Source organism: Acidovorax sp. Q11, assembly GCF_054950075.1.
This window is the reverse complement of record NZ_JBUDZG010000006.1, coordinates 121,320-144,498: the sequence shown is the minus strand read 5'-3', so window position 1 is coordinate 144,498 and position 23,179 is coordinate 121,320. Positions and strand designations below refer to the sequence as shown.

The following is a 23,179-nucleotide window of genomic DNA, read 5'->3' as shown; positions in this document are numbered from 1 at the left end:
GGTGCTGGCCGTGTTATCGGCCGTTGCGCTGATCGTCGCGCGATTTGACGCGCAGCACCTCGGCCGTGCGTGCATCGAGCTTGACCTTGGTCAACTGCCCCACAGGTGTGAGCAGCTTGATCTCGTAAATCCAGCGCTCGCTCTCCTGCTCCAGCTCCACTTCGAGCACCTGGCCGGGCACCTCGCGCTGCAGGCGTTCCAGCACCGTGGGCAGCGGCAGCACCTGGCCCGCCTGCACGGCCTGCCGAGCGCGGTCGTGGTCGTCCTTACCGCTGGCCCCAGCGGGTGGCGCGGCCAGCGCAGAAGCGAACAGCACGCAGGCCGCCAGGCGCCAGCGCTTGCCGTGGTGGCCCGCAGCAACAGGGAGGAAGGAGAAAAGAAACATGGGCGCATTGTCCCGCGCGGTATCTGAACGGCCGATGAACAGCCCTTTCACGCGCCGTTAAGCCAGGGATTTCAACAATGGCCACACACGATGAAACCCACAAGGACCACGGCATGAAATCCCTTCGCACACTGACTCTGGCAGCGCTCTGCACACTTGCCGCCAGCAGCATCAGCCACGCCGCAGACACCACAGCCACCCAGCAGCTCGCCCACTGGAGCGCCCAGGCCGGCAGCCCGGGCAATGCCGACAAGGGCAAGGTGTTCTTCGACACACGCCATGGCGGCGAGTGGTCTTGCGCATCCTGCCACGGCACACCGCCCACCGCACAGGGCAAACATGCCAGCACCGGCAAGCCGATTGCGCCCCTGGCCCCGGCCTTCAACCCCAAAGCCTTTACCGACACCACCAAGGTGGACAAGTGGTTGCGCCGCAACTGCAACGACGTGCTGAGCCGTGAATGCACAGCCATCGAGAAGGCGGATGTACTGGCCTACCTCAACGCCCTCAAGCCTTGAAAGCCATCACGCCATGAAAAAACTTGCCCCCATTCGCCCTTCCGCCAAAGCCGCAGCCCTGTGCATGCTGGCCCTACAGACATTCTCCAGCGCCCATGCCGATAGCGGGCGCGCCATGCCCCGCAACGTGCCCAGCGCCTACACGCAGGAATGCGCCGCCTGCCACACCGCCTACCCGCCCGGCCTGCTGCCCGCAGCGTCGTGGAACCGCGTGATGACGGGCCTGGACAAGCACTACGGCACCGACGCATCGCTGGACGCCCCCACCGTGCGGCAGCTCAACCAGTGGCTGCAGGCCCACGCAGGCACCTACAAGCGCGTGAACGAGGAGCCGCCCGCAGACCGCATCACCCGTTCGGCCTGGTTTGAACGCAAGCACCGAAAGATCGAACCCGCCACCTGGAAGCTCGCCAGCGTGAAAAGCGCCGCCAACTGCGCGGCCTGCCACACGGGCGCGGACCAGGGGCAGTTTGACGACCACGACCTGCGCATGCCCGCAGGGCTGGATGCCCGTTCGCGCCGCGCCTGGAACGACTGACCGCCACGCACGGCCCTCCTCCGGAGCCCCTACAAAAAGAACACGATGAACAACACACCCACCCTCCATCCCGCCGACGCAACGGCGCAACCCGCTCCGGCCAAAGCGCCCAGCCGCCGGGTCATCGACGCACCCACACGCATGTTCCACTGGCTGTTTGCACTGTGCTTTGCGGGGGCCTACGCCACGGCCGACGGCGAGCACTGGCGGCTGCTGCACGTGACGCTGGGCTACACCATGGCGGGGCTGCTGGGCTTTCGCCTGCTGTACGGCATCTTCGGGCCGCGCGCCTCGGGCCTGGGCCTGCTGTGGCGCAAGCTGGCGGGGGCGCCCGCATGGCTGCGCGCTCTGCCCCAGGCCCCATCGGTCACGCAGATCAACTGGCGCCAGGGCCAGAACCTGCTGATGGCGCTGGCCATCGTGTTGCTGCTGGCGCTGGTGCTGCCCCTCACGCTCAGTGGCTACGCCACGTACAACGACTGGGGCGCCGCGCTGGGTGGCCACTGGATGGGAGAAGCGATGGAAGAAGTGCATGAGTTCTTCGGCAACGCCCTTCTTTTTGTGGTGTTGGCCCACATCGCGCTGATTGCAGGCTTGAGCGTGCTGCGCCGCAAGAACCATGCACTGCCGATGCTCACCGGCCGGGTGGAGGGCAAAGGGCCTGACCTGGTCCCGAAGAACCGCACCTGGCTCGCCGCCCTGCTGCTGATCGCGACACTGGCCTTCGGTGCCTGGCAGTGGCAGCAATCACCCAGCGGCTGGGTTGCCAGCGGCACATCAGCCGAACGCCAACGGCACCACGATGACGACTGAGTCAGAGCCACGGACCACGAAGGAAACACCCCATGAAAATCTACATGTGTGCCGTTTGCGGCTGGATCTATGACGAGGCTGCGGGCCTGCCCGACCACGGGATCGCGCCCGGCACCCTCTGGGCGAACGTGCCCGCCGACTGGCGCTGCCCGGAGTGCAATGTCGGCAAGGCAGACTTTGTGATGTGCGAGGTGTAAGAACCTGTTCAACGACTTTTTGGAGTTGCACAAGTACCTTGCCGTGATGGGATGCTAGGCGCGGTGCGCAGCCAATAGCTCGGCTATTGGCAAGCGCCGCAACGCCGCAGACCGCCCGGCAAGGCACTTGCCCGAAGGGTTGGAGTGCAATCTCCAAAAAGACATTGAACAGGTTCTAAGGAAAGGACACCGGGCGCAGCGCACTGCGCTGCATCAGGGCTGCAGACACCAGCGCGCGGTATAACGGTTGCACCGTTGCGACCCTCCTTGCAACGCAGCTTCACGGTCCACATGCCCACTACCGACTCCACTACCGGCCTCGACCCAACCGTTGCCGCCCAGCGCCTGCGCGAGGACGGCCCCAACGAACTGGGCATCAGCCAGCGCCGCACGCTGCGCGACATGGCCTGGGACGTGGTCACGGAGCCCATGTTCCTGCTGTTGCTGGGCGCAGGCGCCATCTACCTCGCCATGGGCGATGCGCACGAGGCGCTGATCCTGCTGGGCTTTGTGGTCATCATCATGGCGATCACGGTGCTGCAGGAGCGCCGCACCGACAACGCGCTGAATGCCCTGCGCGACCTCTCCAGCCCCCGCGCGCTGGCGTTGCGCGGCGGCACCCTGGTGCGCATTGCGGGCCGCGACGTGGTGCGCGAAGACCTGCTGATGATTGCCGAGGGCGACCGCATACCGGCCGACGGCACGCTGCTGCAGGCCCACGAGCTGGCCGCCAACGAGTCGATGCTGACCGGCGAATCCGAGCCTGTAGCCAAACAACCAGCCGACAAGGTGTTTGCAGGCACGCTGGTGGTCAGTGGCCAGGGCCTGCTGCGGGTGACTGGCGTGGGACGCCACACCGAACTGGGCCGCATTGGCCAGTCGCTCGACACCATTGCGCTGCAGGCCTCGCCCTTGCGCGACGAAATGACCCGGCTGACCCGCAAGCTGGTGGTCATCGGCCTGTCGCTCTGCGCACTGCTGGTGTGCCTGTTCTGGGCGCTGCGGGGTGATGCACTGCAGGCCGTGCTGGCAGGCATCACGCTGGCCATGGGCATCCTGCCGCAAGAGCTGCCAGTCATCATGATCGTCTTCCTGGCCCTGGCCGCGCGGCGGCTGGCGGCACAGCAGGTGCTCACGCGGCGGCTCAACGCCATCGAGACACTGGGGCAGACCACCGTGCTGTGCGTGGACAAGACCGGCACCCTCACCCAAAACCGCATGGCGGTGGCGGCGCTCTGCATTGCGGGCCAGGAGCTGGATGTGCAACACCTGCCTGCCGCAGCCGACGGCAGCGCACTGCCCGATGCCTTCCACGAGCTGCTCGAATACGCCGTGCTGGCCAGCGAGATCGAACCGCACGACCCCATGGAACAGGCCTTTCACCGCATGGCGGCGGACCACCTGGTGGACACCGAGCACCTGCACCCCGCATGGTCGCTGGCACGCGAATATGAGCTGTCGCCCCAATTGCTGGCCATGAGCCACCTGTGGCGCGATGGCACCTCGACGCACGACACCGTGGCCACCAAGGGCGCGCCCGAAGCCGTGGCCGACCTCTGCCACCTGCCCGACGCCGAGCGCGCCGCCGTCAGCGCCCAGGCCGCGCGCCTGGCCGACCGGGGCCTGCGGGTGCTGGGCGTGGCCAAGGCACGGCACCACACACAAGACACCTGGCCCGACGCCCAGCACGACTTTGACTTTGAATGGCTGGGTCTGGTGGCCCTGGCCGACCCACTGCGCCCCGAGGTGCCCCAGGCCGTTGCGCAGTGCCGCCAGGCGGGCATCCGCGTGGTGATGATCACTGGCGACCACCCCCGCACCGCGCGCGCCATTGCAGCCCCGGCGGGCATCGCCAACGACCGCGTGATCACCGGCGACGAGCTGGCCCACATGCCACCGCAGGTGCTGGCCGAGCAAGTACGGCAGGTCAGCGTGTTTGCGCGCATCAAGCCGCACCAGAAGCTGGCGCTGGTGGAAGCCCTCAAGGCCCAGGGCGAGGTGGTGGCCATGACAGGCGATGGCGTGAACGACGCCCCCGCCCTCAAGGCGGCACACATCGGCATCGCCATGGGCCAGCGCGGCACCGATGTGGCGCGCGAGGCCGCAGCCCTGGTGCTGCTGCACGACGACTTCGCGGCCATCGTGCTGGCGATTCACCGGGGGCGGCAGACCTTTGCCAACCTGCGCCAGGCCATGGTCTACACACTGGCGGTGCACGTCCCCATCATTGGGCTGGCGCTGCTACCGGTGCTGTTCGGGCTGCCGCTGGTGCTGGCACCGCTGCACATCGCGTTTCTGGAGCTGGCCATCGACCCGGCCTGCTCTATCGTGTTCGAGGCCGAAGAAGGCGCTGCCGACCTCATGCAGCAGCCGCCGCGCGGGGCTGGCGAGCCTCTGCTCTCGACCCGCCACATCCTGCTGAGCCTGGTGCAGGGCAGCGTGGTAACCGCTGCCGTGGTGGGCCTGTATGCCTGGTTGCTGGGCCAGGCCGCGCACGCCGCCACCGCCAGCACGGCCGCGTTTGTGGTGCTGGTGGCGGCCAACGCCGCACTCATCCTGCCCAGCCGCAGCAGCCAGACCGGCTGGCGCAGCCTGTGGGCGGGCCTGACGCCCGTGGGCCTGTGGGTGCTGGGTGGCACGCTTGCCGCGCTGGCGGTGGTGACCACAGTGCCCTGGTTGGCGGGCGCATTCAAGTTCGCTCCGCTGTCATGGGTGCAATGGCTCTGCGCCGCAGGCGCGGGGTTGGCCCTGGTGGCGGTCTTTGCCGCCAACCGCCGGTGGCTGCTACCGGTCGCTCGGCCACGGCACAACGCTTTTTAGCCCCCACTGCGGGCTGAATCAGAACTCTGCAGTGATAGCGGCCCGCAGCAGGGTGCTGGCGGGCTCCACCAGCGTTTGCAATTCGCCCGCGCGCTCCTGCTCGATGGCCTGCAGCACCATCTCGTTGATGCCGCCCACCACCGCCATCGCCATCGTCGGCTGCAGCGGGGTCTTGCGCAGGCGCTCGCCGGGGCGGTTGTTGACGACATCCAGCATCAGGTCGGCCAGCTGCTGGTTGGCGCGGCGCCGCGCCGCCAGGCCCGGTGCGCCCAGGCCCAGGATGTCGATGAACAAGGTGCGCAGCAGCACCGGGTTGCGCGCCAGCACGCCAAAGTAGGCCCCCATGGCCTGCTCCACCTGGGCCTGCCAGTCGCTGTGCGGATCGATGGCGCCGCGCAGCACGGCAATGGCGTTGCCGCTGGCTACCTCGTACAGCGCAATCAGGCACTCTGCCTTGTCGGCGAAGTTTTCATAAAAGGTGCGGCGCGACACGCTGGCCTCGCGCACGATGTCGGCAATCGTGGTGTCGGCATAGCCCTTGGCGGCCACGGCGCGGGCCATGCCTTCGAGCAGGCGGGCGCGGTGTTCGTTGCCCGGGGCGGGGGTTTCGGCGGCGGCGGTCATGGCAAAAAAGTCCCTCAAAATCGGGTTAGGTACTTGACAGTACCACAGTTGACCTGCATCATACAAACCACTCGGTACTGCAACGTACCAATCTTTCCCCTCCTGCCCCTGACGGAGATCGCCCATGACCGAACTTGTTGTCCGCCGTCTGCTGATTGACCTGGAAACGCCGTTTGCGCGCCACTGGTGCGGCGGCGATGCGTTTCGCACGGCATTCTTCAATGCGCTGTCGATGAGTTTCCCCGTGGGCGAGCAGTTCTTCATCGACGCCGTGCGTGATGGCCACAAGCGCCTGCCGCCCGACCTGCAGGCGCAGTTTGCCGACGAGGTGCGCGGCTTCATCGGGCAAGAGGCCACACACCGCCGCATCCACGCGCTGTTCAACGGCCACCTTGAAAAACAGGGCCTCATCAACGACTGGGCCCCACGCGCCGCAGAGCGCATGAAGCTGTTTGCCAACGCCGACCCGCGCCACCCGCTGGCCGTCACGGCCGCCAACGAGCACTTCACCGCCCTGCTGGCCGAATGGCTGCTGGCCCACCCCGAGGTGCTGAAAGGCGCCGAGCCCCGCCTGGCCACGATGTGGCAGTGGCACTGCGCCGAAGAGGCCGAGCACAAGAACACCGCGTTCGACCTGTACCAGGCGCTGGGTGGCAACCACGACTGGCGCATTACCTGGTTCCGCCGCATCACCCTGGTTTTTGTGGGCGATGTGCTGCGCCAGACGGTGAGCAACCTGCGCCAGAGCGGCACGCTATGGAAGTGGAGCACCTGGGCCAGCGCCGCGCGCACGCTGTTTGGCCAAGGTGGCCTGGTGCGCGAAAGCTGGAAGCCCTGGCGCCAGTACCTGAAGCGCGACTTTCACCCCAGCCAGCATGGCAGCGACCTCTCGGAGCGCTGGCTGGCCGAACACAGCAACGCCTACACGCCCGTAGGCGCGCGCTGACAACGACGACTTAAAACATGACGACGAACCCCACGCCCCGGCGCACCGGCCGGGCAGGCGGAGCTTTGCTGTGCCTGATTGCCTCTGCCACCCTGGCACTCTCCGCCCTCTACACCTTGCCCGCCCAGGCCGAACCTCTGGCCTTTGACGCCGCACAGCAGCAGTTGTTGCAGCGATCAGACCACCTGGCCGCCTCGCGCCACTCGGTGGAAAGCGCCCGGCTGCGCCGCGAAGCGCTGCAGCGCCTGGGCGGCCCGGTGGTCCACCTGAGTGGCGCGGCCTATGCCTACAACGCCAACCTGGATGTGGACCTGAACCCACTGAACCGCGCGCTGCCCGGCGTGCTGTCGCAGCTGCCGCCGCAGCTGGCAGCGCCCCTGGCGCAGCTGCCGCACCTGCCATCGAGCTACACGCTCAACCGCAGCAAAAGCGACACCACGGCATCGGTCTCGGCCGTCTGGCCCATCTACATGGGCGGCGCCAGCAACGCCGCGCGGGGCCTGCTGGACGCACAGACCCAAGAGACCCAGGCCGACGCCACCAAGACCGGCCACGAAGCCACCACCCTGCTAGTGCAGCGCTACTTTGGCGCCCAGTTGGCCGAGCGCGCCGCCGTGCTGCGCGAGGCGGCCCTGGCCACCATCGAGCAGCACGATGCCGCCGCGCAGAAGATGCTGGACGCCGGTGTGATCGCCCGTGTGGAGCGCCTGCAGGCCCGCTCGGCCCTGGAGGAAGCGCGCCGCAACGCCCGCAAGGCACGCGACGACGCCGAGCTGGCCACCACCGCGCTCACCCGCACGCTCAAGGCCACCGAGTTGGTCACACCCACCAGCCCGCTGTTTGTGCTGGGTGGGCCGGTGGAACCCCTGCCCCACTTCATCGACACCGCACTGGCCCGCCACCCCGGGCTGGACAAGGTGGCCGCCAAAAAGGAACAGGCCACCCAGCTGCACGCCGCACAGGAGGCGCTGCGCAAGCCCCAGGTGTTCGCCTTTGGCCAGCGCCAGCTCAAGACCGGCAAGGAGGCCGACTGGGTGGCCGGAGTGGGCGTGCGCTGGACGCTGCTGGACTCCATCGACCGCAACACCCTCGCCGAGTCGTCCCAGCGCCAGATCGCGCAGGCCGAGCGCACCGGCGCCCAGGCGCAGAACGACATCGCCCTGCTGGTGGAAAAGCGCTGGCTGGCGCTGGAGCAGGCACGCCGCGCCTACCTGGCGCTGCAGCCCGGCCTGGAGCTGGCCGACGAAGTGCTGCGCCTGCGCACGGCGGGCCTGAAGGCGGGCACCAGCACCACGCTCGACTTGATCGACGCGCAGGTGAACCAGGCAAAGGCCCAGACCGAACGCGCCCAGGCTGCGCACGACTACGTGAAGGCACTGGCCGATCTGCTGGAGAGCTGCGGCCTGTCGGAAGACTTTGGCAAATACATGGCGCGTGCTGACGCAATGAAAGTGGAGTGAACACGATGAGCAAGAACAACAGCAAAAAGGCGGCCGTGATAGGCACGGTGGCCGTCGTGGCCGTGGCAGGCTTAGTGGGCTTTGGCCTGTGGAAGGCATCCCAACCCGCACCCGAGGTCTTCCAGGGCCAGATGGAGGCGCAAGAAGCGGACATCGCCCCCAAGGTCACGGCCCGCATCGCGCAGATCCTGGTGAAGGAAGGCGACCAGATCGCCGTCGGCGCGCCCCTGATCCGCATGGACAGCCCCGAGGTCCAGGCCAAGCTGGCCCAGGCCACCGCCGCCCAGGAGGCCGCGCAGGCCGTGGCCGACAAGGCCCAGCACGGCACCCGCCCGCAAGAGGTGGAGATGGCCCGCCTGAACTGGCAGCGCGCCGTGGCCGCCGCAGACCTGGCGGAAAGCTCCTTCAAGCGCGTCGATGGACTGGCGCGCGAGGGCCTGGTGGCCGCACAGAAACGCGACGAGGCCGAGGCCAACTTCAAGGCGTCGCGCGACCAGGCGCTGGCCGCCAAGGCGCAGTACGACCTGGCCCGCGCTGGCGCGCGCACCGAAGACCGCTCGGCCGCCAGCGCCCAGGCGCGCCAGGTGGCCGGTGTGGTGGCCGAGGTGCAGGCCGCGCAGGCCGAAACCGAACTCAAGAGCCCCGTGGCGGGCGAAGTGGCCAAGGTGCTGGCGCGCACGGGCGAGCTCTCGCCGCAGGGCGTGGCCGTGGTCACGGTGGTGGACCTGAAAGACCAATGGGTGGTGCTGAACGTGCGCGAAGACCGCCTGCAGCGTTTTGCCATCGGCAACGAATTCGAAGCCACCCTGCCAGCGTTGGGCCACCAGACCGTGAAGTTCAAGGTCTACCACACCGGTGCCCTGCCCGACTTCGCCACCTGGCGTGCCACGCGCGCAGGCCAGGGCTTTGATGCCCGCACGTTTGAAGTGCGTGCCCGGCCGGCAGCCCCCATCGAGGGCGCCCGCCCCGGCATGACGGTGCTGGTGCGCTGAAATTTTGAATAAAAAGTGCCTTCTGCGCGCGACCATCAAGCGCAAGTAGCTATGAATTCAATAGTAAACAGCTTCCGCCGCGAAGCCCGGCGCCTAGCGGCCGACCCCTGGGACCTGGCCATGGTCACCTGGGTGCCGCTGCTGGGCGTGGCGCTTTTGTGGTGGATCTTCTCGGCCGGGCTGCCGCGCCACCTGGCCGTGGGGGTGGTCGATGAAGACCACTCCAGCCTGTCGCGCCAGCTGGTGCGCATGCTCGACGCCACCCCCGGCGTGCAGATCACGCAGCAATTTGCCCACACGGGCGAGGCAGAACGCGCCCTGCGCAACATCGAGGTCTATGCCGTCGTCACCATCCCGCGCGACTTTGCGCGCACCGTGAAGGAGGGCCGCGCCGCCCAGGTCACCCTGCTGCACAACGCGCAGATGGGCACCCATTCGGGCCTGCTGCAGCGCGACGTGCGCGCCGCCGTCGGCACGCTGTCGGCGGGTATCGAGATGGCCGCACGCAACAAGCGTGGTGAGGCGGCGCGAGCCGTGCGCGTGAGCATGGAGCCCATCCACACGCAGATGGTGGCGCTGTTCAATGTGTCGAGCAATTACGAGCAGTTTCTGGGCGCAGCGCTCATCCCCGCGTTGCTGCACATCCTGGCCATGACGGCGGGCGCCTGGACGGTGGGCCGCGAGCTGCGCGACCGCAGCCTGGGCCAGTGGCTGGGAGACGCGCTGGGCACAGGCGGCCTGCTCCAAACGGCGGGTTCGCTCATCGGCAAGCTCGCGCTGCCCTGGGCCACGCTCACCCTGGTGGGCCTGCTGGCGCTGGTGGGCATCACCTGGGGCCGGGGCTGGCACCCGCCGGGCAATCTGGCCTGGGTGGCGGGCGCGCTGGCGCTGCTGATGGCGGTCTCGCTGGCAGCCGGTGCCGCGCTGGCCGCCCATACGCGCTCCTTGCGCACGGCGCTGTCGGGCGCAGGCTTTTTTGCGGCCCCAGCGTTTGCGTTCAGCGGCGTCGCGTTTCCGCTGGCGGGCATGCCCGCCAGCGCCCGCGCCTGGGCCGAGGCCATGCCCTTCACCCACTACATCCGCCTGCAGATCGAGCAGTTGCAGATGGGCGCGCCGCTCAGCACCAGCGTTTCGACCATGGTGGCGCTGCTGGTGGCCACCGGCGTGCTCTGGCTGATCGGCACCGTGGGCCTGCACCTGGCCGCCCAACGCCCTGAAACGTGGGGAGGCCGCTGACATGGATGCCCAGATGAACACCGCCCCGCGCAACCTGCTCCATGCCTGGCTGCTGGCCCTGGCCACCATCGCCCGCGACAAGGGCGTGCTGCTGCTGTTGATCGGTGCCCCCGTGCTCTACGGCTTTTTCTACCCCTGGTTCTACGCCGACGAGGTGCTTACCCGCGTGGCCGTGGCCGTGGTGGACATGGACCGCACCAGCCTCTCGCGCCAGATCACGCGTTTTGCCGACGCCGACCCGCGCATCGAAGTGCGCCTGGTCACCGGCAGCGAGCACGAGGCGCAGCAGGCCTTGTGGCGTGGCGAGATCGAAGGCTATGCCGTGATCCCGCCCCACCTCAAACGCAACGTGGTGCGCGGCGAAAACGCCGTGGTCAGCATCGAGGCCAACGGCGCCTATGCGCTGCTCAACAAGGCCGTGCAGTTCGGTTTTGCCGAGGCCGTGGGCACCGTGTCCGCCGGGGTCGAGATCAAGAAGCTGCAAGCCAGCGGCCAGAGCGCCCAGCAGGCCACCGCCAGCCGCGCCCCGGTGCAGCTGCAAACGGTGGCGCTGTTCAACCCCATCGAAGGCTATGGCAGCTTTGTGGTGCCCGCCGTGGCGCTGCTCATCCTGCAGCAGACCCTGCTCATGGGCGCGGCGCTGCTCGCTGGCACCTGGGTGGAGGCAGGGCAACACCGCGCCAGCACCACCACCTGGCTCGGCCGTCTGCTGGCGCTGAGCACGTTGGGCTGGGCCAGTGGGCTGTTCTACTTTGGCTGGATTTTTGTGCTGAACGACTACCCACGCGGCGGCAACCCGCTGGGCGCCCTGGCCCTGCTGGCCTGCTACGTGCCCGCCATCGCGGCGCTGGGCTCACTGCTGGGCCTGTGGTTCGGCAACCGCGAGCGCGCGCTGCAGGTGCTGCTGTTCACCACGCTGCCCATCGCCTTTGTGGCCGGTTTCTCATGGCCTGTGGAGGCCCTGCCCGAACCGCTGCAGTGGCTGCGCTGGCTGCTGCCGAGCACCTCGGGCGTGCAGGCCTCGCTGCGACTCAACCAGCTGGGTGCGCCGCTGCAGGCTGCGCTGCCGTACCTGTGTGGGCTGGTGGCTTTGGGCGGGGTGTGCACGGCGGCGGTGTTGTACAAGGCACGGCCACAGGCCCACACGCAGACGTCCTGAGAATCCAGCGCCGCCCGGCCCCCGTCAGCGGCGCGCAGACAGCCCGGCCCACACATCCATGGCCTGCCATTCCAGCGGCAGGCGCACGTCCACGCCTTCGCGTGCACCACGGTCGCGCAGGTAGGTCATCGAGGCGTCAAAGTCGTCAAGCGGTGGTGGCATGGGCACCATGGGCTGGCCCGGGGGCTGCCAGAAGTCGTCCCAGTGGATGGGGATGACACGCCGGGCGCCCACGGCGGCGACCACTTCGGTCCACAGCGCATCGCGGTAGCTTTCGGGCCGGGGGCCGAGGGCGCCGATGCCCTGCAGCACCACCTCGGCCTGCACGCCGCGCAGGGCGCCGGGCTCGAAGCCCGCGCTGCCCACAATGAGCAGCGTGCGGCCGCCATGCGCCACATGCAGCGCGTAGCTCTGGCCTTCCTTGTACTCACTGGCGCGCACGGGTGGGCGCAGCGGCGCGGTGATCTCGCCGCCCGTAAAGCCCGTGGGCGCATGGCGGCTGGGGTACAGCGTGACCGTGAATCGACCGAAGCGCTGCGGCTCGCCGAGCTTTGCCACCCGGATCTGCGACTCGGCCAGGCCCGCGCCGCGCCCCACGTTGGCGGTGGATTCGGAGCCCAGCAGCAGCGCCCCCGTGCGGCGCACCACCTCGGGCGCATCCATGGCGTGGTCGTAGTGCGAATGCACGGGGATCACGGCCGCCAGTTTCCCCGTCTCGCTGGGCAAGCCAGCACGCCGCAGGCCTTGTGTGATGGCCTCCATGTCGGGCTCTACCTTGCCCAGGAAAGTCTGCAGCTTGCCGGGGCGTGAGAAGAAGCCGTCGGTCATCAGCGCCGTCTCGCCATCGTCCAGCAGCACCGTAGAAACACCCAGAAACATCACCTTGGGCCGTGGCAGCGCGTCGCCACTGGCAGGTGCATTCCAGCGCAGGTCGGCATACGGCCGCAGCGAAGGGTGCTGCTGCAAGGCCCACACCAGCGCGCCCAGCGCCAGGAGCACCAACAGCCCGAGGGACAGCAGAGCCTTCTTCCACCACTGCCGCATCACACCGCCTCGGCCGCAGCCGTGCCCTTGCGGCGCAGCACCAGCGTGCCAAACAACGTGGCCATGAGGTATATGCTGACCGAATAGATGGCCGCCGGCAGCGCAAGCTGGAAGTTGTCCAGCACCGACAGCGCGATGAAGATCGCCAGCGTGGAGTTGTGGATGCCGATCTCGAAGCTGATCGCCGTGGCCATGGATTTGTCCAGCCCCGCCGCACGCGCGAGGTAGTAGCCCGATGCCAGGCTGACCGCGTTGAACAGCAGCACCGCCGGGCCGATGCCCGCGAAGGACTCGACCAGCGCCGACCATTCCTTGGCAATCGCGATCAGCGCAAAGGCGGCCAGCACCACGGCGCTGAAGATCTTCATGGGCTTTTCCATGCGCGCGCTGAACGACGGCGCGCGGCGGTGCACCGCCATGCCCAGCACCACCGGCACCAGCACGATGACGATCACCTCCACCACCTTGCCAAACTGCAGGGGCACCACCTGGCCGGTGTGCGCAAAGGTGTTGATGGCCCAGTTGGTGATGAGCGGCAAACTGATGATCGACAGCACCGTGTTGATGGCCGTGAGCGAGATGTTCATGGCCACGTTGCCGCCGAACAAATGGCTGAACAGGTTGGCCGACACCCCGCCGGGCGAGGCGGCCAGCAGCATCAGCCCCACGGCATAGATCGGTGCCACGCCCAGCAGCACGATGAGGGCGTAGCACGCCGCTGGCAGCACCAGCACCTGCAGCACCAGAGCCAGCACCACGGCGCGCGGATGCTGCAAGAGGCGCGTGAAGTCGCCCACCGTGAGCGACAGGCCCAGGCCAAACATGACCAGGCCCAGGGCAATGAACAGCAGCGTGGGCAGGATGGAGACAAAACTCATGGAAATATGCACGCGGCCACAGCGGCCGCGCTCCATTCAATACCGGCAGAAACGGCAGAGCCCACGGCAACGCAAAGGCGCCATGGGCCTGGCAGGACAGGTCCGCCCGGACAACAAGGGGAGGATGAAGAGAGGGTGAGAGGAGGAAGGCAGGCAGCGTGCGCTTATGCAGCCGCCTGGCCGGTGCGCAGACGCACCGGGCCGCTGCGCTGCTCCACGGCGGCCTGCACTTCCTTGCGCAGGCCCAGGGCAAAGGCCCATTCGGCCACCACGAACAACGGCCCCACCAGCAGGCCCATGAGATCGTCCACAAACGCAGGCTTGCGGCCTTCGTAGTAGTGGCCCACAAACTGGATCACCCAGCCCACCACAAACAGGCCAATGCCCGCAGCCAGCCACACGGCCATGTTTTGCACGGCCAGCCACTGCGCCACGGCCAGCATGGCGGCCAGCAGCGCGGCCATGGCCAGGCCAAAACGCGCATCCAGGCGGAAGTAGAAAATGCTGCTGGCAAGTGCGCAAAACAGTGCTGGCGTCACCGGCAGATCGCCCACCATCCACGCGGGGCGCGACAGCAGCACCACCACCGCAAACATGATCATCGGCACGCCCACAAAATGGGTGTGGATGTTGCGGGGGTCGCGGTGGTAGTCGGCGTACTGGGAGAGATGGTCGATCAGGGTTTTCATGGGTGTCTCCGGCTGTTGTTTTGAGCAGCATCAATACTCGCCCCGGGGCCTTGCCAGCGTCTGTCGTGCACACGACAAAAAGGCACACTCCCACCACCCGTTCCCCCAGCCCGCCCGACCATCCCCACCCCGCCGCCACGCCCGCTCCAGACTGCATGACCGACCCCGCCGCCTATCTACCCGTCCTCCAGTCCGGCCGCTGGTTTGCCCACCTGCCGTCCGACTTTGCCCAGCCGCTGATCGCCATGGCGCATGTGCGCCAGTTGCAGGCGGGCGAGGTGCTTTTTTTGCGCGGCGATGCGCCCTGCGGGCTGTATGCCGTAGTGCGTGGCGCGATCAGCATCTCAGGCACAGGCGGGCGGGCGCACGAGGCGCGCTCGGCACTGCTCACAAGGCTGGAGCCGCCCCACTGGTTTGGCGAGATCTCGGTGTTCGACGGCTCGGCCCGCACGCACGATGCCCATGCCGCCGAAGCCAGCACGCTGGTGCAGGTGCCGCACGAGCGGCTGCAGGCCTGGCTGCAGGCCCACCCCGGGCACTGGCATGCGCTGGCGTTGCTGCTCACCGACAAGCTGCGCACGGCCTTTGTGGCCATCGAAGAACTGGCCCTGCTGCCCGCTCCGCAGCGCCTGGCGCGCCGACTGGTGATGATGGCCGAGGGCTACGGCCAGTGGAACGCCGAGGGCCAGTCGCGCCGGGTGATCGGCATCTCGCAGGAGCAGCTGTCGCTGATGCTGGCCATCTCGCGCCAGACCACCAACCAGATCCTCAAAGACCTGGAAGCGCGCCACCTGGTGCGTGTGCAGCGTGGCGAGGTGGAAATCTTGGACCTGGCGGCCCTGCGCGCGGCATGTTACTGACATCACTATTAAAACAATAGCTGCATTCGCTTGATGGTCGGGCGGTAGCGGCACTTTTTACCCAAATACTAAGCACACATTCCATTTCCGGGCACAATCACGGTCATGCAACTGAACTACATCGCCAACGCCTCGGTGCCGTCCGCTTCGGGCCGCACGATCCCCGTGATCGACCCGTCGGATGGCCAGCCCTTCGACGAGATCCAGCGCAGCAACGCCGACGACATCGACGCGGCGGTGCATGCAGCCCGCCAGTGCTACAACGCGGTGTGGCAGAAGCTGGCGCCGGTGGAGCGCGGCCGTCTGCTGCAAAAGCTCTCGGCCAAGATCCTGGAGCATGCGGACGAGCTGACGGCACTGGAGCAGCGCGACTGCGGCAAGCCCACCAAGCAGGCGCGGGCCGATGCCATTGCACTGGCGCGCTACTTCGAGTTCTATGCCGGTGCCTGCGACAAGTTCCACGGCGAGACCATTCCCTACCCCGACGGCTACAGCGTGCTGACCTGGCGCGAGCCGCATGGCGTCACAGGCCATGTGATCCCCTGGAACTACCCCATGCAGATCTTCGGCCGCAGCGTGGGCGGCGCGCTGGCGGCGGGGAATGTGTGTGTGGTCAAGCCGGCGGAAGACGCCTGCCTGTCGCTGATCCGCGTGGCGCAGCTCGCGGCCGAGGTGGGTTTCCCATCGGGGGCGCTCAACATCGTCACCGGCTACGGCCACGAGGTGGGCGACGCACTCGCGCGCCACCCGGGTATCGACCACATCAGCTTCACCGGCAGCCCCAAGATCGGCACGCTGATCCAGCAGGTGGCCGCCGAGCGCCACTGCCCCGTGACGCTGGAGCTGGGCGGCAAGAGCCCGCAGATCATCTTTGCCGACGCTGACCTCGATGCCGCGATCCCCGTGGTCATCAACGCCATCGTGCAGAACGCGGGGCAGACCTGCTCGGCCGGTTCGCGTGTGCTGATCGACTCACTGATTTACGAGCCCCTGCTGGAGCGCCTGGGCAAGGCCTTCGAGGCCCTGCGCGTGGGCCCCGCCGCCATGGACCTGGATGTGGGCCCGCTGATCCGCCAGACGCAGCAACAGCGTGTGTGGGATTTTCTGTCGGACGCGCAGGTGGCGGGCATCCCCATGGTGGCCCAGGGCGTGGTGGTGGACGAAGCCCCCGAGACCGGCTACTACCAGGCCCCCACCCTGCTGCGCGACGTACCGGTGCAGCACCGACTGGCGCAGGAAGAGGTCTTCGGCCCCGTGCTGTCGGCCATGGCTTTTCAGGACGAGGACCATGCGGTGGAGCTGGCCAACGCCACGCAGTTCGGCCTGGTCGCCGGCATCTGGACGCGCGACGGCGCGCGCCAGTTTCGCATGGCCAAGCGTGTGCACAGTGGGCAGGTGTTCATCAACAACTATGGCGCCGCAGGCGGTGTGGAGCTGCCGTTTGGCGGTGTGAAATCCAGCGGCTACGGGCGCGAGAAGGGCTTCGAAGCGCTGTACGGCTTCACCACCTTGAAGACGGTGGCCATCAAATATGGGTAACCCCCTGAGCCGCTTCGCGTCTTCCCCCTGCAGGGGGACGCCGCCAGCGCACGCAAGCCAAGCGCCGCATACGCGGCTTGGCGGCCCTTGCGCGGCGGCACTCGCTTAGTGCCACGCCAGTTTCAGTCACTCGCTACCAGCTACGATAGAAGCGCATGCCCCTGAGCTCCCCCGCCCCCCGCACCCTCAAGCATGTCCGCCGGGTGAACTACCAGGGCTTTGAACGCGACGATGGCCTGTGGGACATCGAGGGTGAGCTGCACGACAGCAAGGCCTATGACGCCACCTCGTTTCGCGATCCCACCAAACAGCGCCTCGCGGGCGAGGCCATCCACCACATGTGGCTGCGTGTCACGGTCAACCGCCAGCTGGTGGTGCAGGCCGTCGATGTGGCCATGGATTCGCACCCGCTCCAGGGTTGCACTGAGGCCCAGGCCGCGCTGCAGCAGATGGTGGGCTGCAGCATGGCGCGCGGCTGGCGCCAGGCCATCCAGAAACACCTGGGCGGCGTGGCCAGTTGCACACACCTGCGCGAGCTGCTGTTCAACCTGGCCACCGCCGCCTTCCAGTCGGTGCCGGCCGTGTTTTCGTCCAGCCACCCCGACGAGCCCCCCCGCCACCTGGGCCAGTGCACAGGGTGGGACTTCAATGGCAACGGCGTGAAGGAATACTTCCCGCAGTTTTATGGCCGCGTGCCTGCGCCGCCCCTGGCCGCCAGCCCCGCCCCAGCCCCTGAAGCTTCAACCAAATTAGCCCCTCCCGCCTGACAGGCAAGCCTCAGCAGCTATCTTTTTTGAGTATCCCAAGGAGACCTTTTCCATGCGCGTGTTGAACAAATCCATCATCGTCACCGGCGCCGGCAACGGCATTGGCGAAGGCATTGCCAAGCGCCTGGCCGCTGAAGGTGGCAAGGTCATCGTGAACGACATCAACGAGGCGGGCGGCCAGCGCGTGGTGGCCGAGATCACCGCCGCAGGCGGCACCGCCGCCTTCTTCAAAGCCGACGTGACGAACTCTGCCCAGGTCAAGGCCATGGTCGATGAGGCCGTGCGCCTGTACGGCCGCCTGGACGTGGTGGTGAACAACGCGGGCTGGACGCACCGCAACCGCCCCATGCTCGAAGTGAGCGAGGAGGAGTTCGACAAGGTCTATGCCATCAACATGAAGAGCATCTACCTGAGCGCCATCCACGCCGTGCCCGCGCTGCGCCAGGCCGGTGGCGGCAGCATCATCAACATCGCCTCCACCGCCGGACTGCGCCCACGCCCGGGCCTGACCTGGTACAACGGCTCCAAGGGCGCCGTCATCATCACCAGCAAGTCCATGGCGGCCGAGCTGGGCCCCGACAACATCCGCGTGAACTGCATCAACCCCGTGTTCAACCCCGACACGGGCTTGGCCGCCGAGTTTGCGGGCGGCCCGGTGGACGATGCGCGCCGCGCCAAGTTCCTGGCCACCATCCCGCTGGGCCGCTTCTCCACCGCGCTGGACGTGGCGAACGCCGCGCTGTACCTGGCGAGCGAAGAGGCTTCGTTCATCAGCGGCGTGTGCATCGAGGTGGATGGCGGGCGCTGCGTGTAGACCTCTCAGCCCAGCACTTCCCGCAAGGCGACTTCGTACAGGTTGGTGAGCTTGTCCATCACACCCAGCAGGCGTTCGCTGGTGGTCGCAACCGTGTGGAGCCCCGCATCATCGGCCGCGCGGCGCAGGGCCGATTCAAAAAACAGCCACTGCGAGTCGGCCAGCTCCAGCTCGTTGCGGATGGCGGGCGTGGACACCGGCGCGGCCTTGAGCGCCTGCAGCGCCAGGCGGAAGTCGGCGGCGTCTGACACGAGCTGCGCCTGAACCACCTTGGATTCCACCTTGGCCGCGTTCAAGAAGTAGTTCTTGGCCAGGCGCTGCGACAGCATGCGCTGGCGGCCGGCCAGGTTCACCAGCCGTGCACTGGGCGCATGTGCCAGCTTCTCGATGGATTCGGTCACCGTCTGGGCAATCAGCAGCGTGCGGTCGGCCTGGTCGGAGGCGGCCACCACCAGCGCAGTCTGGGTGGGCTGCGTGGCGGTGAGCTGGTTCAGCAGCGCAAACTGCTTTTGCACCTCTTCGAGCTGGCGCCCGACATCGGCGGGCCAGCGCCCGGTCTGCATACCCCGGGCCAGCTCACCGCTGCCCGACTGCACCATCTTGCGCGCCAGCCCCAGCACATCCACAGCCGCACCGGGCAGCACCTGCAGGTACTGCTGGCAATAGGCCTTGGCCATGCGCTGCGACAGCGCGCGGAACCAGCCCGCGTAGTTGATGGCGCCCGACAATCCCATCTGCGCCTGGGCCCCTGTCGCCCATGTGGCCCAGGTGGGCAGCAACAAGCCCGCCGCTACCCACTGGACAGCCGCCCGGCGCTGGCAAGGCATGGCATCGGCTACACATTCGCGCGTCAACATGGAAATCCCCTTGAAATCGGATAGATGGATTGTTGCAACGCAACATCTCGTGCGCCCTGCGCCATGTCAAAGGCACGCAACGCCGCCGCCCCGGGGCAAAACTTGACCGCGATCAACTCCGCGTTCAGGGGCTTGGCCCCTTTGGCGGGGCCCATGCGGCAAAATCACGCCATGGCCGAACGTGTGATTCCTCTGGTGGACCAACGCATCGCCGCTCTGGCGGCGCGGGTGCCCACGCACCCCGTGGCCCCCACCGGCCAACTCACCGACACGCTGGGCCGCCCGCTGCGCGACTTGCGCATCAGCGTCACAGACCGCTGCAACTTCCGCTGCAACTACTGCATGCCCAAGGAAGTCTTCGACAAGGACTACCCCTACCTGCCCCATGGCGCGTTGCTGAGCTTTGAAGAAATCACGCGGCTGGCAAAGCTCTTCCTGGCCCATGGCGTGCGCAAGATCCGCCTTACGGGCGGTGAGCCGCTGCTGCGCAAGAACCTCGAAGCGCTGGTGGCCCAACTGGCCCAATTGCGCACAGTGGACGGCCTGCCCCCCGACCTGACCCTGACCACCAACGGATCGCTGCTGGCCCGTAAGGCCCGGGCGCTCAAGGACGCGGGCCTGAACCGTGTGACCGTGAGCCTGGACGGCCTGGATGACGCGGTCTTCCGCCGCATGAACGACGTGGACTTTCCGGTGGCCGACGTGCTGGCGGGTATCGAGGCAGCGCACGCGGCAGGCCTGTCGCAGATCAAGGTGAACATGGTGGTCAAGCGTGGCACCAACGACCACGAAATCTTGCCCATGGCGCGGCACTTTCGCGGCACGGGCACCACGCTGCGTTTCATCGAATACATGGACGTGGGCGCCACCAACGGCTGGCGCATGGACGAGGTGCTGCCCTCGGCCGAACTCATCGAGCGCCTGCGCGCGGAGCTGCCCCTGGTGCAGCTCGACCCGAGCAGCCCCGGCGAGACCGCCGAGCGCTGGGGTTATGCCAATGCTCAAGACCAGTACGACCCCACTCTGGGCGAAGTGGGCGTGATCAGCAGCGTGACCCAGGCCTTCTGCCACGACTGCAACCGCGCCCGCCTCTCCACCGAGGGCAAGCTGTACCTCTGCCTGTTTGCCACCCAGGGCTATGACCTGCGCACCCTGCTGCGCGGCGGTGCCAGCGACGAAGCCATTGCCTCGGCCATCGCGCCCATCTGGCAGCAACGCAGCGACCGCTACTCCGAATTGCGCAGCAGCCTGCCGGCGGACACTGGACAGGGCGCTCGGCGGGTGGAGATGAGCTATATCGGCGGATAACGATTGAAAGAATGATTGAAACCCAAGACATCACCGGCCTGGTCCTCGCCGGTGGCCGCGGCTCCCGCATGGGCGGGGTCGACAAAGGCCTGCAGAACTTTCGCGGCCTGCCGCTGGCGCTGCATACGCTGATGCGGCTGCAGATGCAGACCGGCAACGTGATGGTCAATGCCAACCGCAACCTGGCCGCCTACGAGGCGTTTGGTGCGCCCGTGTGGCCCGATGTGCTGGCCGACTATGCGGGCCCGCTGGCCGGTTTTCTGACCGGGCTGGAACGTTGCGAAACCCAGTGGCTGCTGACGGTGCCCTGCGACACCCCCCTCTTCCCGCTGGACCTGGCCCAGCGCCTGGCCGCAGCGGCTGAAGCGCAAGGCGCCGAGATCGCCATGGCCGCTGCCCCTGAGGGCGACGGCCAGGGCCACATCCAGGTGCGCCCCCAGCCCGTGTTTTGCCTGCTGCGTGTGGAGCTGCTAGAAAGCCTGGTCGCATTCACCCAGGCCGGTGGCCGCAAGATTGACGCCTGGACGGGCCAGCACCGCTGCGCCATCGTGCCGTTTGAGCAGCCGGGCGATGATCCACAGGCGTTCTTCAACGCCAACACCCTGGCCGAGCTGCATGCGCTGGAAAGCGCCAGCCCATCATCGACCTGAGCGGCCCCGACCCGAGACGACCACCCCACCATGACCGCGCCCCTGCCGCCCGCCACCGCCTTTGCTGCCGCTGCGGCTGCCGCCTACGCCGTCCACATCCGACCCCTGGTCGCCGCCGATGCCGTGGCCTACAAGGCCCTGCGCGACGAGGCGCTGCGCACCGCACCGGATGCGTTCACCTCGGACTACGCCGCGTCGGTAGGCCGCCCGGCCAAGGAATATGCGGTGCGTTTTGGCCCGCTGGAGTCGGGCGTGTTCTTTCTGGGGGCGTTCAATGCTGCAGGCCAGTTGCTGGGCTGCGTGGGCTGCGAGCGCGAGCAGCGCGCCAAGCAACGCCACTGCGCCACCGTGGTGGGCATGATGGTGGCGCCCACCGCACAGCGCCGGGGCATCGGCCAGCAACTGGTGGCCGCCTGCGTGCAGGCCGCGCGCAACGTACCGGGCCTCACGCAGCTGGTGCTGACCGTCACGGCATCCAACACCCATGTGGTGCGGCTGTATGAGCAGGCAGGCTTCAGCGCCTGGGGCCTGCTGCCGCGTGCCGTGGTGGTGGACAACGTTGCCTATGACAAGCTGCACATGCTGCTTGTGCTCACCCCCGACCCTTTTCCTGCCTGCCGCTCCAAGTAACGCCACACTTGCTGCGCGACATATCTGACTGTTGTTGACCCCATGAAGACCATTGCCCAGATCGCCGCTGAACTGCAGGGCTACGACCCCCAGGCCCTGAAAGCCGCCGACGTCAACGCGTTCCTGGATCGCCTGGTCGAGCCCGTCACCGCCACCGAGGAACTGCCTCTTTTCAGCGCCCTGGGCCGCGTGCTGGCCCGCGACGTGGTCTCGCCCATCAGCGTGCCTCCACACGACAACTCGGCCATGGACGGTTATGCCTTTGCGGGCACCCAACTGGCCAAGGGCCAGCCCCTCACGCTGCGCGTGGTGGGCACGGCGCTGGCCGGCAAGGCCTGGGCGGGCACCGTGGCGGCGGGCGAGTGCGTGAAGATCATGACCGGTGCCATCATGCCCACGGGTCTCGACACCGTGGTGCCGCAAGAGTTCACCACCTCGGACGGCGCCGAACACATCACCATCGCCGCCGATGTGCTGCAGTTGGGCGACAACCGCCGCTTCAAGGGCGAAGACCTGATGGAGGGCGGCGTGGCCCTGGCGCGTGGCGAACTGCTGACGCCCGCCGCGCTGGGCCTGGTGGCCAGCCTGGGCCTGCCCACGGTGACGGTGGTGCGCCGCCTGCGCGTGGCGTATTTCTCGACCGGCGACGAAATCCTGAGCCTGGGCGAGACGCCCCGCGAGGGCGCCGTGTACGACAGCAACCGCTACACCGTGTTCGGCCTGCTCACGCGCCTGGGCGTGGAGGTGATCGACCTGGGCGTGGTGCGCGACGAGCCCGCGCTGCTCGAAGCCGCCTTCCGCCAGGCGGCGCAGCAGGCCGACGCCATCATCACCAGCGGCGGCGTGAGTGTGGGCGAGGCCGACCACACCCGCACCATGATGAAGAAGCTGGGCGACGTGGCCTTCTGGCGCATCGCCATGCGCCCGGGCCGCCCCATGGCCGTGGGGCGCATCGCCGCCGCTGGATTTGAAGAAAAAAAAGTCTCCACCGCGCAACCATCAAGCCCCGATAGCCATCAAAACAATAGCAATCCACACTCCAGTGCTGGCGCCGTGCTTTTTGGCCTGCCCGGCAACCCGGTGGCGGTGATGGTGACCTTTCTGGCCTTTGTACGCCCCGCCCTGCTGCGCATGATGGGCAGCACCCGCACGGCCCCGCCGCTGCTGCGCGCCGTCAGCACCGAAGCGATGCGCAAGAAGCCTGGGCGCACCGAATACCAGCGCGGTACCGTGACCACCGCACAGGACGGCACGCTGCAGGTTTGCACTACCGGCAACCAGGGCTCGGGCGTGCTCAGCTCCATGGTGCAGGCCAATGGGCTCATCGTGTTGCACCATGGACAGGGCAATGTGGCGGTGGGTGATATGGTGGATGTGATGGTGTTTGACGGAGTCATTTAACCCCCCCTGCGTCGCTTCGCGCCTTCCCCCAGAGGGGGGCGACGCCCTCGCTGC

Annotated in this window: 23 protein-coding genes and 1 pseudogene; 18 read left to right on the top strand and 6 right to left on the bottom strand. The window is 67.6% G+C overall.

The window, feature by feature from the left end:
- Positions 1-13: 13 nt before the first annotated feature.
- Complete coding sequence (locus ACYZGB_RS07670; RefSeq protein WP_462387655.1) at positions 14-385, bottom strand: PepSY domain-containing protein; 372 nt, start codon at positions 383-385, stop codon at positions 14-16.
- 113 nt (positions 386-498) lie between these two features.
- Between ACYZGB_RS07670 and ACYZGB_RS07665 the strand changes: the two genes are divergently transcribed.
- The 5 genes and pseudogenes from ACYZGB_RS07665 (at position 499) to ACYZGB_RS07645 (ending at position 5,271) form a co-directional block, all read left to right on the top strand.
- On the top strand, positions 499-903 hold the full coding sequence (locus ACYZGB_RS07665; protein ID WP_462387653.1) for a DUF1924 domain-containing protein: 405 nt from the start codon (positions 499-501) through the stop codon (positions 901-903).
- 13 nt (positions 904-916) lie between these two features.
- A complete protein-coding gene (locus ACYZGB_RS07660; protein WP_462387652.1) occupies positions 917-1,441 on the top strand; it encodes a diheme cytochrome c in 525 nt (174 codons plus the stop codon).
- 45 nt (positions 1,442-1,486) lie between these two features.
- Positions 1,487-2,254: a cytochrome b/b6 domain-containing protein gene (locus tag ACYZGB_RS07655; RefSeq protein WP_462387651.1), complete on the top strand. Its 768-nt coding sequence runs from the start codon at positions 1,487-1,489 to the stop codon at positions 2,252-2,254.
- A gap of 47 nt (positions 2,255-2,301) precedes the next feature.
- Positions 2,302-2,451: pseudogene (locus tag ACYZGB_RS07650) on the top strand (rubredoxin); the annotation flags it as partial.
- A 291-nt stretch (positions 2,452-2,742) separates the two neighbouring features.
- A complete protein-coding gene (locus tag ACYZGB_RS07645; RefSeq protein WP_462387650.1) occupies positions 2,743-5,271 on the top strand; it encodes a cation-translocating P-type ATPase in 2,529 nt (842 codons plus the stop codon).
- An 18-nt stretch (positions 5,272-5,289) separates the two neighbouring features.
- Here ACYZGB_RS07645 and ACYZGB_RS07640 read toward each other — a convergent pair whose 3' ends face one another.
- A complete protein-coding gene (locus ACYZGB_RS07640) occupies positions 5,290-5,895 on the bottom strand; it encodes a TetR/AcrR family transcriptional regulator (RefSeq protein WP_462387649.1) in 606 nt (201 codons plus the stop codon).
- A 124-nt stretch (positions 5,896-6,019) separates the two neighbouring features.
- On the opposite strand from ACYZGB_RS07640, the gene ACYZGB_RS07635 reads away from it, so the two are divergent.
- The 5 genes from ACYZGB_RS07635 to ACYZGB_RS07615 are packed head-to-tail and all read left to right on the top strand — an operon-like array spanning position 6,020 to position 11,688.
- Positions 6,020-6,841: a metal-dependent hydrolase gene (locus tag ACYZGB_RS07635; RefSeq protein ID WP_462387648.1), complete on the top strand. Its 822-nt coding sequence runs from the start codon at positions 6,020-6,022 to the stop codon at positions 6,839-6,841.
- A 17-nt stretch (positions 6,842-6,858) separates the two neighbouring features.
- Complete coding sequence (locus ACYZGB_RS07630; protein ID WP_462387647.1) at positions 6,859-8,301, top strand: TolC family protein; 1,443 nt, start codon at positions 6,859-6,861, stop codon at positions 8,299-8,301.
- A 5-nt stretch (positions 8,302-8,306) separates the two neighbouring features.
- On the top strand, positions 8,307-9,293 hold the full coding sequence (locus ACYZGB_RS07625; RefSeq protein ID WP_462387645.1) for an HlyD family secretion protein: 987 nt from the start codon (positions 8,307-8,309) through the stop codon (positions 9,291-9,293).
- 51 nt (positions 9,294-9,344) lie between these two features.
- Positions 9,345-10,529 carry an ABC transporter permease gene (locus ACYZGB_RS07620; RefSeq protein WP_462387644.1) on the top strand — a complete coding sequence of 395 codons (1,185 nt, stop codon included), beginning with the start codon at positions 9,345-9,347 and terminating at the stop codon, positions 10,527-10,529.
- Between the two features lies 1 nt (position 10,530).
- Positions 10,531-11,688 carry an ABC transporter permease gene (locus ACYZGB_RS07615; protein ID WP_462387643.1) on the top strand — a complete coding sequence of 386 codons (1,158 nt, stop codon included), beginning with the start codon at positions 10,531-10,533 and terminating at the stop codon, positions 11,686-11,688.
- 24 nt (positions 11,689-11,712) lie between these two features.
- On the opposite strand, the gene ACYZGB_RS07610 is transcribed toward ACYZGB_RS07615, so the two are convergent.
- From ACYZGB_RS07610 to ACYZGB_RS07600, 3 genes are all read right to left on the bottom strand, one after another.
- Positions 11,713-12,732, bottom strand: a complete 1,020-nt coding sequence (locus ACYZGB_RS07610) for an MBL fold metallo-hydrolase (RefSeq protein ID WP_462387642.1) — start codon at positions 12,730-12,732, stop codon at positions 11,713-11,715.
- Positions 12,732-13,610: a bile acid:sodium symporter family protein gene (locus ACYZGB_RS07605; RefSeq protein ID WP_462387641.1), complete on the bottom strand. Its 879-nt coding sequence runs from the start codon at positions 13,608-13,610 to the stop codon at positions 12,732-12,734. Before ACYZGB_RS07605 ends, ACYZGB_RS07610 begins: the two co-directional genes overlap by 1 nt.
- 164 nt (positions 13,611-13,774) lie before the next feature.
- On the bottom strand, positions 13,775-14,299 hold the full coding sequence (locus ACYZGB_RS07600; protein WP_462387640.1) for an Mpo1 family 2-hydroxy fatty acid dioxygenase: 525 nt from the start codon (positions 14,297-14,299) through the stop codon (positions 13,775-13,777).
- Between the two features lie 155 nt (positions 14,300-14,454).
- On the opposite strand from ACYZGB_RS07600, the gene ACYZGB_RS07595 reads away from it, so the two are divergent.
- The 4 genes from ACYZGB_RS07595 to ACYZGB_RS07580 all read left to right on the top strand — a co-directional run bounded on the left by ACYZGB_RS07595 (position 14,455) and on the right by ACYZGB_RS07580 (position 18,279).
- Positions 14,455-15,159 (top strand): Crp/Fnr family transcriptional regulator, encoded by a 705-nt coding sequence (locus tag ACYZGB_RS07595; protein ID WP_462387639.1) that lies wholly within the window; start codon positions 14,455-14,457, stop codon positions 15,157-15,159.
- Positions 15,160-15,264: 105 nt separating this feature from the next.
- Positions 15,265-16,698 (top strand): aldehyde dehydrogenase family protein, encoded by a 1,434-nt coding sequence (locus ACYZGB_RS07590; protein WP_094291929.1) that lies wholly within the window; start codon positions 15,265-15,267, stop codon positions 16,696-16,698.
- Between the two features lie 155 nt (positions 16,699-16,853).
- On the top strand, positions 16,854-17,465 hold the full coding sequence (locus ACYZGB_RS07585; protein ID WP_462387638.1) for a DUF2889 domain-containing protein: 612 nt from the start codon (positions 16,854-16,856) through the stop codon (positions 17,463-17,465).
- 52 nt (positions 17,466-17,517) lie between these two features.
- Positions 17,518-18,279 (top strand): SDR family oxidoreductase, encoded by a 762-nt coding sequence (locus ACYZGB_RS07580; protein ID WP_462387637.1) that lies wholly within the window; start codon positions 17,518-17,520, stop codon positions 18,277-18,279.
- 5 nt (positions 18,280-18,284) lie between these two features.
- Here the strand turns inward: ACYZGB_RS07580 and ACYZGB_RS07575 are convergent, their stop codons facing one another.
- Positions 18,285-19,136, bottom strand: a complete 852-nt coding sequence (locus tag ACYZGB_RS07575) for a type IV pili methyl-accepting chemotaxis transducer N-terminal domain-containing protein (RefSeq protein ID WP_462387636.1) — start codon at positions 19,134-19,136, stop codon at positions 18,285-18,287.
- 171 nt (positions 19,137-19,307) lie between these two features.
- On the opposite strand from ACYZGB_RS07575, the gene moaA reads away from it, so the two are divergent.
- Genes moaA through moeA form a run of 4 tightly spaced genes read left to right on the top strand, consistent with a single transcriptional unit; the run spans position 19,308 to position 23,125 of the window.
- Positions 19,308-20,444: a GTP 3',8-cyclase MoaA gene (gene moaA / locus ACYZGB_RS07570; protein WP_462387635.1), complete on the top strand. Its 1,137-nt coding sequence runs from the start codon at positions 19,308-19,310 to the stop codon at positions 20,442-20,444.
- An 11-nt stretch (positions 20,445-20,455) separates the two neighbouring features.
- Positions 20,456-21,094 carry a molybdenum cofactor guanylyltransferase MobA gene (gene mobA, locus ACYZGB_RS07565; protein WP_462387634.1) on the top strand — a complete coding sequence of 213 codons (639 nt, stop codon included), beginning with the start codon at positions 20,456-20,458 and terminating at the stop codon, positions 21,092-21,094.
- A gap of 30 nt (positions 21,095-21,124) precedes the next feature.
- Positions 21,125-21,724, top strand: a complete 600-nt coding sequence (locus ACYZGB_RS07560; RefSeq protein WP_462387633.1) for a GNAT family N-acetyltransferase — start codon at positions 21,125-21,127, stop codon at positions 21,722-21,724.
- A 42-nt stretch (positions 21,725-21,766) separates the two neighbouring features.
- Positions 21,767-23,125: a molybdopterin molybdotransferase MoeA gene (gene moeA / locus ACYZGB_RS07555; protein WP_462387632.1), complete on the top strand. Its 1,359-nt coding sequence runs from the start codon at positions 21,767-21,769 to the stop codon at positions 23,123-23,125.
- Positions 23,126-23,179: the final 54 nt, after the last annotated feature.